We start from the raw sequence: 13195 nt of genomic DNA on the forward strand, positions 1-13195 counted from the left end.
GCGGTTGGGGGAAGTGAGGCCGACACGTGGCCACGGTGAGCCAGTGGGTGGCGGGGGCCCGTCCGCGCACCCTGCCGAACTCGGTCGTCCCGGTGGCGGTGGGCACCGGGCTCGCCTTCGGGCTGGGCGCCGCCGTGTGGTGGAAGGCGCTGCTGGCGCTGGTGGTGGCGGTGGCGTTGCAGGTGGGCGTGAACTACGCCAACGACTACAGCGACGGGGTCCGGGGCACCGACGAGAACCGGGTGGGGCCGCTGCGGCTGACCGCGTCCCGGCTGGCCGAGCCGCGGCACGTGTTCGCCGCGGCCTGGCTGTGCTTCGGGGTGGCGGCGGTCGTCGGCCTGGTGCTGGTGGCGGTGTCGTCGTGGTGGCTGCTGCTGGTGGGCGCGGTGGCGATCGCCGCGGCCTGGTTCTACACCGGCGGGCGCAACCCGTACGGCTACCGGGCGCTGGGCGAGGTGTCGGTGTTCGTGTTCTTCGGCCTGGTGGCGGTGGCCGGGACGGTCTTCGTGCAGGCGGGCTCGGTGCCGTGGCGGGGGTGGACGGCGGCCGTGGCGGTGGGGCTGCTGTCGTGTTCGATGCTGGTCGTCAACAACGTGCGGGACCTGCCCACCGACGTGGTGACCGGCAAGCGGACCCTGGCGGTGGTGCTGGGCGACCGGCGGGCGCGGCTGCTGTTCGCCGGGTGCGTGGCGGGTGCGTTCGTCGCGGCGCTGGCCACGGCGGTGGGGGCGTGGTGGGTGCTGCTGGTGCTGCTGTCCGCGCCGCTGGCGGTACGGCCGTGCGCGCGGGTGCTGCGCGGCGAGACCGGCCCCGACCTGATCCGCGGCCTGGGCGAGACGGGGCGGTTGCAGACGGCGTTCGGCGTGCTGTTCGCGCTGGGGCTCGCCCTGGGGTGACCCGGCCGCGGCACCCGCGTGCTCCCCGCTCGCTGCCGCTGGCCCGTCCCAGCCTCGGGAACACGTCCTCGGGCCGGTCCCAGACCGTGCGCTCCCGGCTGGGCTCCCGACGGCCCGCGGGCCACTGACGGGCGCGCAGGGGCGGCGCGCCCACCCCGGTTCCGGGGCCGCCGGGAAGCGCCTGCGCCGCCTCCGGCGTCATGTCCGAGTTCTCCCCGGCCGACCTGACCCCGGAGCCGCAGCGGCCCGGCCTCCCGGCTCCACGCCCGGCCCCGGGACGCGCCCGCGGACGGTCGGCTCCCCGGGACGGGTGTGATCCCGCTAACGTCGGTGGCGACCGTGGAACGCGCGGAACGGAAGGGCGGGGTCCGGTGACCGAACAGTACGTGGCGGCGATCGACCAGGGCACCACGTCGAGCCGCTGCATCGTCTTCGACCGGCGCGGCGACGTCGTCTCGGTGGGGCAGCGCGAGCACCGCCAGATCTTCCCCCGGCCCGGGTGGGTGGAGCACGACGCCGCGGAGATCTGGGCGAACGTGGTCGCGGTGGTCGAGGAGGCGCTCGCGGCGGGCGGGCTGACCCCGGACCGGCTGGCCGCGGTGGGCATCACCAACCAGCGGGAGACCACCGTGGTGTGGGACCGCAGGACCGGCGAGCCGGTGCACCACGCGATCGTGTGGCAGGACACCCGCACCGACCGGCTGCTGGACGTCCTGGGCGGGGAGGCGGGCCAGGACCGGTTCCGGGAGCGGTGCGGGCTGCCGCTGGCCACCTACTTCTCCGGGCCGAAGCTGCGCTGGCTGCTGGACGAGGTGCCAGGGCTGCGCGAGCGCGCCGAGCGCGGCGAGGTGCTGTTCGGCACGGTGGACACCTGGCTGGTGTGGAAGCTCACCGGGCGGCACGTCACCGACGTCACCAACGCCAGCCGCACCATGCTGATGAACCTGCACACCCTGGACTGGGACGAGCAGATCCTCGACGCGATGGGCGTGCCCGCGGCGATGCTGCCCGAGATCCGGTCCAGCTCCGAGGTGTACGGCACGGCCCGCGGGCCGCTGGAGGGGGTGCCGGTGGCGGCGGCGCTGGGCGACCAGCACGCCGCGCTGTTCGGGCAGACCTGCTTCGACCCGGGCGACGTCAAGGGCACCTACGGCACGGGCGCGTTCCTGGTGCTCAACACCGGGACCGAGCCGGTGGTCTCCGCCAACGGCCTGCTCACCACGGTGGGCTACCGGATCGGCGACCGGCCCGCGGTGTACGCGCTGGAGGGCTCCATCGCGATGGCGGGCTCGCTGGTGCAGTGGCTGCGCGACAACCTGGGGATGATCTCGCACGCCGCGGAGATCGAGGAGCTGGCGTCCACGGTCTCCGACAACGGCGGCTGCTACATCGTGCCCGCGTTCTCCGGGCTGTTCGCGCCGCACTGGCGCAGCGACGCCCGCGGGGTCGTCGCCGGGCTCACCTCCTATGTGACCCGGGCGCACCTGGCGCGCGCGGTGCTGGAGGCCACCGCGTGGCAGACCCGCGAGGTCGTGGACGCGATGAACAGCGACTCCGGCATCCCGCTGACCTCGCTGAAGGTGGACGGCGGCATGGTCGCCAACGCGCTGCTCAACCAGGCCCTCGCCGACGTGCTGGACCTGGAGGTGGTGCGGCCGAAGGTCGCGGAGACCACCTGCCTGGGAGCCGCCTACGCGGCGGGGCTGGCCGTGGGCTACTGGCCCGACCTGGACAGTCTGCGCGCGAACTGGCGGCGCGACGCGGTGTGGACCCCGGCGATCGACCCGCGGCTGCGCGACCGCGAGTACCGCAACTGGAAGAAGGCGGTGCAGCGCACCCTCGGCTGGGTGGAGGCGGAACGGGAGTAGCCGCCGGGGAGGGGGCCGGGGACCGGCCGCTCCTCCCCGGGGCCGGGCACAAGCCCGTCAGAGTCCGAGCAGGGACTCCAGCCCGACGGTGAGCCGGTCCGGCAGGGACGCGACCCGGCGGACGCCCAGCAGGACGCCCGGCATGAACGACTCGCGGTTCATCGAGTCGTGGCGGATGGTCAGCGTCTCGCCGTGGGTGCCGAAGACGACCTCCTGGTGGGCGATCATGCCGGTGATCCGCAGCGCGTGCACCCGCACTCCCGCGACCTGGGCGCCCCGGGCGCCGGGCAGTTCCGAGGTGGTGGCGTCGGGGGCGGGGGCCAGGCCCGCCTCGGCGCGCGCCGCCCCGATCAGTTCGGCGGTGCGGTAGGCGGTCCCGCTGGGCGCGTCGGCCTTCTTCGGGTGGTGCAGCTCGACGATCTCGGCCGACTCGAAGTAGGGGGCCGCCTTGGCCGCGAAGTTCATCATGAGCACGGCCGCGATGCCGAAGTTGGGTGCGATGAGCACGTTGGGCCCCGGGCGGGCGTCGAGCAGGCCGCGCACCTCGGCCAGCTTGCCCTCGTCGAAGCCGCTGGTCCCCACCACCGCGTGGATGCCGTGGTCGACGAGCCAGCGCAGGTTGTCCATCACCACGTCGGGGTGGGTGAAGTCGACGACCACGTCGGCGCCGAGCACCTTGTCGCGCTCGTCCGCGCTGTCGATCCCGGCCACCAGTTCGGTGTCCTCCGCCGCTTCGACGGCCTTGACGACTTCTGACCCCATGCGCCCGAGGGCGCCGAACACTCCTACCTTGATCACGGGTCTCACCGTACCGGACGCAGGTGGGAGGCGGTCCGCGCCGGGGCCGTACAGGCGCGGCCGGTCCGGGTGGTCCGTCCGCGCCCCGCGGCCGGGTCAACCGAAGGAGCGGCCCTCCTCGTAGGGGCCGACCACCGCCAGGGCCTCGGGCCGGTTGAGGATGTCGGCGGCGACCTCGCTGACGTCGTCGGTGGTGACGGCGTCGAACAGGGCGAGGTCCTCGTCGAGGGAGAGGTGGCGGGTGCGGCCCAGCTCGTGGCCGGTGAGGCGGCTCATGCGCGCGTTGGTGCCCTCGGTGCCCAGCACCCAGGAGCCGCGGATCTGCCCCTTGGCGCGGGCCAGCTCCTCGGGGAGGACGCCGTGGGCGGCCGCCCGGGCCAGCTCGGTGCGGCAGACGTCGAGCACCTCGTCGATCTTGTCGGGCAGGCAGCCGACGTAGACCTGGAACAGGCCGGTGTCGGAGTAGCTGGACGAGTAGCCGTGCACGGCGTAGGCGAGGCCGCGCTTCTCCCGCACCTCCTGGAACAGCCGGGAGGACATGCCGCCGCCCAGGATCGCGCCGAGGACCCGCAGCGCGTACCAGCGCGGGTCGGTGCGGTGGACGCCCTCGCGGCCCAGGATCAGGTGGGCCTGTTCGGTGTCCCTGCTGACCAGCACCGTTCCCGGGTGGGTGGCGGGTGTGGGGCCGCCGATGCGGGGCGGGGCGGGGCGGGCGTCCCCGGCCGCCTCGAGCAGGTCGCGGAACGCCTCGGCGACCCGGCGCACCACCTCGTCGTGGTCGAGGTTGCCCGCGGCGGCGACGACGAGTTCGGAGGGCACGTACGCCTTCCGGTACTGCTCGAGGATGCGCTCGCGGGGCAGCGCGCGGATCGTGTCGTTGGTGCCCAGGATGGGCCGGCCCAGCGGGGAGTCCTTGAAGAAGTGCGCGGCGAACACGTCGTCGACCACGTCGGCGGGTTCGTCCTCGTACATGGCGATCTCTTCGAGGATCACCCCGCGCTCGGTCTCCACCTCTGCGGGGTCGAGGACCGAGTTGGCGATCATGTCGCTGATGACGTCGATGGCCAGCGGCAGGTCGCGGTCGAGGACCTTGGCGTAGTAGGTGGTCTGCTCCTTGGTGGTGTAGGCGTTGTAGTCGGCGCCCACGCCGTCGAGCAGCGCGGAGATGTCCAGGGCACTGCGCTGTTCGGTGCCCTTGAACAGCAGGTGTTCCAGGAAGTGCGCGGAGCCGGCGTGGGCCGCGTCCTCGTCGCGGGACCCGGTGGTGGCCGAGATCCCGAAGGCCGCGGAGCGCACTCCCGGCATGGTCTCGGTGACCACCCGCAGGCCGCCCGGCAGCACGGTGCGCCGTACCAGGCCGGTGCCGTTCTGCGGGGGAAGCACGGTGACGGTGGTGCCCGGTTCCTGCTCGGCCGCGATCGGAACTGTCGTCATGGGTCCTTCTTCAGCGAAAGCGGAAACGGTGGGGTCGCCCCTCGGGTAAACGGGGGGCGGCCGTCCTCTTACGGTACGGCCGCCCGACGGGTTCTCCCACCGCCCGGACGCCCCGGGCGGTGGCGGGACAGATCAGGTGTTCTCGCTGGACCGGCTGGAGGAGCGGGTGCGGCGGCGCCGACGCGGCTGCGGCTGCTCGCCGCCGTTGTCGGACTTCTTGGCCGCGTCGCGGTCCGCCTCGCCGTTGGCGGCGGCCGCCGCCTCGGCCTCGATGACCTCCACCGGGATGAGCGAGAGCTTGCCGCGGTCGTCGATCTCGCGGATCTCGACCTGGATCTTCTCGCCGATGCTGATCACGTCGTCGATGTTCTCGATCCGCTGGCCGCCGTGCAGCTTGCGGATCTGCGAGATGTGCAGCAGGCCGTCCTTGCCGGGCAGCAGCGACACGAACGCGCCGAACGCGGTGGTCTTGACGACCGTGCCGAGGTAGCGGTCGCCGACCTCGGGCATCGTCGGGTTGGCGATGCTGTTGATGGTGTCGCGGGCCGCCTCCGCGGAGGGCCCGTCGGTGGCGCCGATGTAGATGGTGCCGTCGTCCTCGATGGTGATCTCGGCGCCGGTCTCGTCCTGGATCGAGTTGATCATCTTGCCCTTGGGGCCGATGACCTCGCCGATCTTGTCGACGGGCACCTTGATGGTGAGGATGCGCGGCGCGTACGGGCTCATCTCGGCGGGCCTGTCGATCGCCTCGGCCATGACGTCGAGGATCGCCAGGCGCGCCCCGCGGGCCTGCTGCAGGGCGGCGGCCAGCACCTCGGCGGGGATGCCGTCGAGCTTGGTGTCCAGTTGCAGCGCGGTGATGAGGTCGCGGGTTCCGGCGACCTTGAAGTCCATGTCGCCGTAGGCGTCCTCGGCGCCGAGGATGTCGGTGAGGGTGACGTACTCGCCGTCCTCGGCGATGAGGCCCATGGCGATGCCCGCGACCATGTCCTTGAGCGGCACGCCCGCCGCCAGCAGCGACATGGTGGAGGCGCACACCGACCCCATGGAGGTGGAGCCGTTGGAGCCGAGGGCCTCCGACACCTGCCGGATGGCGTAGGGGAACTCCTCCCGCGAGGGCAGCACCGGCAGGAGGGCGCGTTCGGCGAGCGCGCCGTGGCCGATCTCGCGGCGCTTGGGCGAGCCCACCCGGCCGGTCTCCCCGGTGGAGTACGGCGGGAAGTTGTAGTTGTGCATGTAGCGCTTGGTCCGCTCGGGGTTGAGCGTGTCGATGGTCTGCTCCATGCGCAGCATGTTGAGCGTGGTGATGCCCAGGATCTGGGTCTCGCCGCGCTCGAACAGGGCGGAGCCGTGGACCCGCGGCACGACGTTGACCTCGGCGGTCAGGGAGCGGATGTCCTTGACCCCGCGGCCGTCGATGCGGACCCGCTCCTTGATGATGCGCTCGCGCACCAGCTTCTTGGTGAGCGCGCGGAACGCCGCGGCCAGCTCCTTCTCGCGGCCCTCGAAGTCCTCGGCGAGCTTCTCCGCGGCCAGCGTCTTGACCCGCTCGAGCTCGGCCTCGCGCTCCTGCTTGTCGGCGATGGTGAGGGCGGAGGCCAGCTCGGAGCGGATCGCCCCCTCGACGGCGGCGTAGGCGTCGTCCTGGTAGTCGAGGAAGATCGGGTACTCGACGGTCTCCTTGGCCGCGGCGTCGGCCAGCGTCTGCTGGGCGCGGCACAGCACCTTGATGAACGGCTTGGCGGCTTCCAGGCCCTCGGCGACGGTCTGCTCGTTGGGGCCGATCGCGCCCTCGGCGACCAGTCGGAGGGTGTGCGGGGTGGACTCGGCCTCGACCATCATGATCGCGACGTCGCCGTTGTCCAGCACCCGGCCGGCCACCACCATGTCGAAGGTGGCGTTGGACAGTTCGGAGTGGGTCGGGAAGGCCACCCACTGGCCCTCGATGAGCGCCACGCGCACCCCGCCGATGGGGCCGGAGAACGGCAGCCCGGCCAACTGGGTGGACATCGAGGCGGCGTTGATGGCGATGACGTCGTAGAGGTGGTCGGGGTGCAGCGCCAGGACCGTCGCGACGATCTGGATCTCGTTGCGCAGCCCCTTCTGGAAGGACGGGCGCAGCGGCCGGTCGATCAGGCGGCAGGTGAGGATGGCGTCCTCGGAGGGGCGGCCCTCACGGCGGAAGAAGGAGCCGGGGATGCGCCCCGCCGCGTACATGCGCTCCTCGACGTCGACGGTCAGCGGGAAGAAGTCGAGGGCCTCCTTGGGGCGCTTCGACGCGGTCGTCGCCGACAGGACCATGGTCTCGTCGTCGAGGTAGGCGGTGGCCGATCCGGCTGCCTGGCGGGCCAGCCGACCGGTCTCGAAACGGATGGTACGGGTGCCGAAGCGGCCGTTGTCGATGACGGCCTCGGCGGAATACACGCCCTCCATGGGCGACCTCCTACACGGTGAACGAAGCTCCCGCGTCCGTGCCCCGTTGAGAAGAGTGTCCGTCCCGAAGGAGTCGTACGGCTCCGCGACGCCGCGTGTGGCGGTCCACGACCGCACGGCGATGGCCCTGACGGCCGGCCATCGATCGAAGTCCCCCGGAGGCGCCGTCGGTTACGGACGCGTCGGGGAACCACTACCGAGGACCGGCCTCGACACCGTGGTGAGGTCCTTCCTCACCTGCCGGCAGATGCCACCGCGGCTGGAACGGCCGAGGGTGGGGCGCGGGAATGGTCTGCTTTTCAGTTGTCGACCGACACGTCGCGGCAAGGTACTACCCCGCCGCGGGAGCCGGTAACGAGTCCACACTACTAAGAAAAGGGAGCGGCGGCGGCCACTCCCCTCTCCGCTGGCAACCGGCTACCGGCGCAGACCGAGGCGCTCGATCAGTTGACGGTAGCGGTTGATGTCCTTCTTCGCGATGTACTGGAGAAGCCGGCGCCGACGACCGACCAGCAGCAGCAGGCCACGACGGCTGTGGTGGTCGTGCTTGTGCTGCTTGAGGTGCTCGGTGAGCTGGGTGATGCGGTGCGTCAGCAGCGCGACCTGCACGTCGGGCGAACCGGTGTCACCCTCCGAGGTACCGTACTCGGCGATGATCTTCTTCTTGGTGTCGCTGTCGATCGACACGACGCTCCTTCTTACGTCTCGGCGCGCGGACCTTGACCTGTGCTTTCGGGAAACCGGTCCGGACGGACCGTCGAAAGCCGACAACCGTGCGCGCCCACAGTCGTCGGACGGGATGGTGCACCCGGCGTGCCGCGGGCCCGGACGGGCAGTGCAGCGGGCACGGCCGAGGGTCGGCGCTACAGCCGACTTCCAGGCAAGCTTACTACCGTTGCGCGGCGGCCGCGGCAGGGGCGTGCCGCGGCTCAGCCGCCCAGGAGCAGCTCCCGGCAGCGGGCGACGTCGCGTCCCATGGCGGCGATGAGCTCCTCGATGCCGTCGAAGCGCAGCATGGGGCGGATGTGGTGGGTGAACTCCACCGCCATGTGCAGGCCGTACAGCTCCAGGTCGTCGCGGTCCAGGGCGTAGGCCTCGACCGTGCGGGCGGTCCCCTCGAAGGTGGGGTTGGTGCCCACCGAGACGGCCGCCGCCCACCGCTCCTGCTCCTCCACCCCGTCGAGCAGGACCAGCCAGCCCGCGTAGACGCCGTCGGCGGGGACGGCGGTGTGCGGGGGGCACTCCAGGTTCGCGGTGGGGAAGCCGAGCAGCTCCCGGCCCCGGGCCGCGCCGTGCACGACCACGCCCTCGACGCGGTGCGGGCGCCCCAGGGCGGCGTGCGCCGCGGCGACGTCCCCCTCGGTGACGAGGGAGCGCACCCGGGCGGAGGTGACCGGTTCGGTGCCGGCGGCGGGCTGCACCTCCTCCACGGCGAAGCCGTGCTCCTTGCCGAGGGCGCGCAGCTCGTCGGCGTCCCCCGCGGGCAGGCGGTCGCCGTACCCGGCGGGGACGACCACCGCGGCGTGCAGCGCGCCGACCAGGACGCGCTCGGCGAACTCCGCGGCGGGCTGCTCGGCGAACTCCGGGGTGAACGGCAGGAGGCACACCGCGTCCGCGCCCTGCTCGGCCAGCAGCCGGGCCCGGTAGTCGGCGCCGGTGAGCACCACGGCGGGCTCCAGGGTGCCCAGCACCAGTCCGGGCGGGGGGTCGAAGGCGGCCACGACCAGCGGCAGCCCCAGCCGGTCGGCGTGCCCCCGGGCCTGGCGCAGGAGGTGCTGGTGGCCGAGGTGGACTCCGTCGAAGGTTCCGACGGCCACGACCGAGCGTCCCCAGTCAGCGGGCACCTCGTCCAGGCCGCGCCAAAGCCGTACGCTCACCGCTCTCCCATCAGGGGTGTGGTCGACAGGGCGGGCGGCGGATCGGGTGCCGCCCCGCGCCATGTTACTCCCCGTGATCTCCCCTCCGTGCGGCGGCCGGGACCGGGGCCGGACGGGCACCCGGAGGCGGGGACCGCGCCGTCAGTTCCCGGCGAAGACCACCACGGGCTTGCCGTAGCCGGGGCGGTCCTCGGCCAGGGCCAGCACGCTGCCGTCCGGGGCGAACAGGCCGACCGGGCCGGGGTGCCCGCTCGGGGAGATGCGGTTGCCGTGGGCCACCCGGCGGGCCTCCGCCTCGGTGAGGCGGCGGACCGGGAAGGCCGCGGCGACCGCTTCGGCCAGCGGCATCAGGGTGAACTCGGCGGCCAGCTCCTCCAGGGTGGCGGCCTGGTCCAGGGTGTAGGGGCCCACCCGGGTGCGGCGCAGCGCGGTGAGGTGTCCGCCCACGCCGAGGTCCGCGCCCAGGTCGCGGGCCAGGGCGCGGATGTAGGTGCCGCTGGAGCAGGTGACGCGGGCGTCGACGTCGACGAAGTCCCCGCCGGGGTCGGCGACGCGGCGGAACCCGGTCACCTCGAACTCGCGGACCGTCACCTCGCGTGCCCGCAGCTCGACCGACTCGCCCGCGCGCGCCCTGCGGTAGGCGCGCTGGCCGTTCACCTTGATCGCGCTGACCTGCGGCGGCACCTGCTGGATCACCCCGGTGAGCGCCTTGGCGCCGGCCCGGACCTCGTCCTCGCCGACCCGGTCCGCGGCGCGGTGCTCCAGCGGTTCGCCCTCGGCGTCATCGGTGGTGGTGGTCTGCCCCAGGCGGATGGTGGCCTCGTAGACCTTCTCGGTGAGGGCGAGGTGCCCCAGCAGGCGGGTGGCCCGGCCCACGCCCAGCACCAGCACCCCGGTGGCCATCGGGTCGAGGGTGCCGGCGTGGCCGACCCGGCGGGTCCCCGCCAGGCGGCGGACCTTCGCGACCACGTCGTGGGAGGTCCAGTCGGCGGGCTTGTCGACGATGACGACGCCGTCGGTCATGGGTCAGTCGTCCTCGTCCTCGCGGACGCGCGGGGTGCGGTAGGGGTCGGGATCCCCGGCCGGGCGGGCGTTGGCCGCGGCGCGGGCCACCTCCGCGTCGGCCATCTTGGCCTTGGCCAGCAGTTCCTCGATGTGTTGGGCGTTGGCCTGCACCTCGTCGGCCACGAAGGTGATGGTGGGGGTGTGCCGCAGCCCGGTGCGGCGGCCGACCTCGGAGCGGATCAGCCCCTTGGCGCTCTCCAGGGCCGCCGCGGTCCCGGCCTTCTCCGTGTCGCTGCCGAACACCGTGTAGTAGACGGTGGCGTCGCGCAGGTCGTTGGTGAGCCGCGCGTCGGTGACGGTCACGAAGCCCAGGCGCGGGTCCTTGATACGGCGTTCCAGCATCTCGGCCACGATCCGCTGGATGCGGTCGGCGAGCTTGCTCGCGCGTGCGGCGTCAACCATCGCTCTATTCCTCGTCGTTGAAGAGCCGCCGTCGGGCGGACAGCAGCTCGACTTCGGGGTGATTGGCGACCAGGTTCTCGCAGGAGTCCATCAGCGCCGTGCAGTGCGCCGCGGTGGCGGCGACCACCGCCACTCCGATCTCGCAGCGCCGGTACAGGTCGTGGTTGCCGGTCTCGGCGACCGAAACCCTGTGCTTGCGCTGGAGCTCGGCCACGATGGGACGCACGACGGAACGCTTCTGCTTCAGTGATCGGACGTCACCCAGCAGCAGGTCCAGCGTCAGGGCCCCGACGAACACGCGCTCACCCCGTGATTCTGTAGTTGTGGATGCCGTCTCCCGGCACGGACCGCTGTGGGGCCCCGGGTCGGGGCCCGGCAGACCTGCCGGGCCCCGACCTCCCCGAAGGGTCAGTCGCGCGGCTTCTCCTGCATCTCAAACGTCTCGATGACGTCGCCGACGCGGATGTCGTTGTAGCCGATTCCGATACCGCACTCGAAGCCCTCGCGGACCTCGGTGACGTCGTCCTTGAACCGGCGCAGCGACTCGACGGTGAGGTTGTCGGAGATGACCACCCCGTCGCGGATGAGCCGTGCCTTGGAGTTGCGCTTGATGAGGCCGTCGCGGACGATCGAACCGGCGATGTTGCCGACCCGCGGCACCTTGAAGACCTCGCGGATCTCCGCGGTGCCGAGCCGGACCTCCTCGTACTCGGGCTTGAGCATGCCCTTGAGGGCCGCTTCCACCTCTTCGATGGCCTGGTAGATGACCGAGTAGTAGCGGATGTCCACGCCCATGCGGTCGGCCAGCTCGCTGTTCTTGCCCTCGGGCCGAACGTTGAAGCCGATGATGATCGCACCGGCCGAGGCCGCCAGGTTGATGTCGTTCTGCGTGATCGCGCCGACACCGCGGCCGATCACGCGGATCGCGACCTCGTCCCCGCCCACGTCGATCTTGAGCAGGGACTCCTCCAGCGCCTCCACCGAACCGGACATGTCGCCCTTGATGATGAGGAGCAGCTCTTCGCGCTTGCCCTCCTCCAGGGTCTTCTGCCAGTTGTCGAGGGTGACCCGGCGGCTGGCCTTGGCCTGCTGCGCGAACCGCTCGCGCGCCTCGCGCTGCTGGGCGATCTGGCGGGCGACCCGGTCGTCCTTGACCACCAGGAAGTTGTCGCCCGCGCTGGGCACGTTGGTCAGTCCGAGCACCTGCACCGGACGGGACGGCTCGGCCTCCTTGACCGGGTTGCCGTTCTCGTCGAGCATCGCGCGGACGCGGCCGTAGGCGTCGCCGCAGACGATCGAGTCGCCGACGCGCAGCGTTCCGCGCTGCACCAGGACGGTGGCCATGGATCCGCGGCCGCGGTCCAGGTAGGCCTCGATGGCCAGGCCCTGGGCCGGCATGTCGGGGTTGGCCTTCAGGTCCAGCTCGGCGTCCGAGGTCAGGATGATGGCCTCGAGGAGTCCGTCGATGTTGATGTTCTGCTTCGCGGAGATGTCCACGAACTGGACGTCGCCGCCGTACTCCTCGGCCACCAGGCCGTACTCGGTGAGCTGCGCCCGGACCTTCTGCGGGTCGGCGCCCTCGAGGTCGATCTTGTTGACCGCGACCACGATCGGCACGTTGGCCGCCTTGGCGTGGTCGATGGCCTCGGCCGTCTGCGGCTTGACGCCGTCGTCGGCCGCGACCACCAGCACCGCGATGTCGGTGGCCTGCGCACCGCGGGCACGCATGGCGGTGAACGCCTCGTGGCCCGGGGTGTCGATGAAGGTGATCTTGCGCTCTTCACCGTCCACCGTGGTGGTGACCTGGTAGGCGCCGATGTGCTGGGTGATGCCGCCCGCCTCGCCGCTGGCCACGTTGGTGTTGCGGATCGCGTCGAGCAGCCGGGTCTTACCGTGGTCGACGTGACCCATGACGGTCACCACCGGGGCGCGCGGCTTGAGGTCCTCCTCGCTTCCGGCGTCCTCGCCGAACTCGATGGAGAAGGACTCCAGCAGCTCGCGGTCCTCGTCCTCGGGGCTGACGACCTCGACCGTGTAGTTGAGCTCCTCGCCCAGCAGTTGCAGGGTCTCGTCCGGCAGCGACTGGGTGGCCGTGACCATCTCGCCCAACTGCAACATGACGACCTGCACCAGCGACGCCGGGTTGACGTCGATGCGCTCGCCGAAGTCGGCCAGCGAGGCCCCGCGCGACAGCCGGATCACCTTGCCGTTGCCGCTGGGGATCTTGACGCCGCCGAACGACGGCGCCTGCATGTCGTTGAACTCCTGGCGCCGCTGCTTCTTGGACTTGCGGGCGCGGCCCGGACGGCCGCCGGGACGCCCGAAGGCTCCCGCCGTGCCGCCGCCGCGGCCGCGGCCGCCGCCGCTGGGACGGCCGCCGAAGCCGCCGGGACGCGGGCCGCCGCCCCCCGGGGTGCTCCGG

At 72.2% G+C, this 13195-nt stretch carries 11 protein-coding genes; 2 read left to right on the forward strand and 9 right to left on the reverse strand.

Annotated features, from left to right (window positions below):
- Positions 1-26: 26 nt before the first annotated feature.
- Both AC529_RS01080 and glpK read left to right on the forward strand, forming a co-directional pair.
- Positions 27-896, forward strand: coding sequence for a 1,4-dihydroxy-2-naphthoate polyprenyltransferase (locus tag AC529_RS01080; protein WP_068753060.1), 870 nt, complete (start codon positions 27-29; stop codon positions 894-896).
- Positions 897-1267: 371 nt separating this feature from the next.
- Positions 1268-2764: a glycerol kinase GlpK gene (gene glpK / locus AC529_RS01085; protein WP_068753061.1), complete on the forward strand. Its 1497-nt coding sequence runs from the start codon at positions 1268-1270 to the stop codon at positions 2762-2764.
- Positions 2765-2821: 57 nt separating this feature from the next.
- Here glpK and dapB read toward each other — a convergent pair whose 3' ends face one another.
- From dapB to infB, 9 genes are all read right to left on the reverse strand, one after another.
- Positions 2822-3562, reverse strand: a complete 741-nt coding sequence (dapB, locus tag AC529_RS01090) for a 4-hydroxy-tetrahydrodipicolinate reductase (RefSeq protein WP_198156253.1) — start codon at positions 3560-3562, stop codon at positions 2822-2824.
- 96 nt (positions 3563-3658) lie between these two features.
- Complete coding sequence (locus AC529_RS01095; RefSeq protein WP_068753062.1) at positions 3659-4996, reverse strand: M16 family metallopeptidase; 1338 nt, start codon at positions 4994-4996, stop codon at positions 3659-3661.
- 132 nt (positions 4997-5128) lie between these two features.
- Positions 5129-7429: a polyribonucleotide nucleotidyltransferase gene (locus tag AC529_RS01100; RefSeq protein ID WP_068753063.1), complete on the reverse strand. Its 2301-nt coding sequence runs from the start codon at positions 7427-7429 to the stop codon at positions 5129-5131.
- Positions 7430-7846: 417 nt separating this feature from the next.
- Positions 7847-8116 carry a 30S ribosomal protein S15 gene (rpsO, locus tag AC529_RS01105; protein ID WP_068753064.1) on the reverse strand — a complete coding sequence of 90 codons (270 nt, stop codon included), beginning with the start codon at positions 8114-8116 and terminating at the stop codon, positions 7847-7849.
- Positions 8117-8358: 242 nt separating this feature from the next.
- The gene (locus AC529_RS01110) at positions 8359-9306 is read right to left on the reverse strand and encodes a bifunctional riboflavin kinase/FAD synthetase (protein WP_068753065.1); all 948 of its coding nucleotides are present in this window, start codon (positions 9304-9306) and stop codon (positions 8359-8361) included.
- A 141-nt stretch (positions 9307-9447) separates the two neighbouring features.
- Entirely contained in the window at positions 9448-10329 is an 882-nt protein-coding gene (gene truB / locus AC529_RS01115; RefSeq protein ID WP_068753066.1) for a tRNA pseudouridine(55) synthase TruB, read from the reverse strand.
- A gap of 3 nt (positions 10330-10332) precedes the next feature.
- Positions 10333-10773: a 30S ribosome-binding factor RbfA gene (gene rbfA, locus AC529_RS01120; protein WP_068753067.1), complete on the reverse strand. Its 441-nt coding sequence runs from the start codon at positions 10771-10773 to the stop codon at positions 10333-10335.
- Between the two features lie 4 nt (positions 10774-10777).
- Entirely contained in the window at positions 10778-11071 is a 294-nt protein-coding gene (locus tag AC529_RS01125; protein WP_068753068.1) for a DUF503 domain-containing protein, read from the reverse strand.
- Positions 11072-11181: 110 nt separating this feature from the next.
- Positions 11182-13195 (reverse strand): translation initiation factor IF-2 (infB, locus tag AC529_RS01130; protein ID WP_083947841.1); only part of this gene is annotated, 2014 nt, incomplete at its 5' end.

The organism is Thermobifida cellulosilytica TB100 (assembly GCF_001517975.1).
GTDB lineage: Bacteria > Actinomycetota > Actinomycetes > Streptosporangiales > Streptosporangiaceae > Thermobifida > Thermobifida cellulosilytica.

Excerpts from the sequence above, each read along its gene's own strand:
- rbfA (WP_068753067.1), bottom strand. The coding sequence starts at position 10,773 with ATGGTTGACGCCGCACGCGCGAGCAAGCTCGCCGACCGCATCCAGCGG.
- truB (WP_068753066.1), bottom strand. The coding sequence starts at position 10,329 with ATGACCGACGGCGTCGTCATCGTCGACAAGCCCGCCGACTGGACCTCC.
- AC529_RS01100 (WP_068753063.1), bottom strand. The coding sequence starts at position 7,429 with ATGGAGGGCGTGTATTCCGCCGAGGCCGTCATCGACAACGGCCGCTTC.
- AC529_RS01095 (WP_068753062.1), bottom strand. The coding sequence starts at position 4,996 with ATGACGACAGTTCCGATCGCGGCCGAGCAGGAACCGGGCACCACCGTC.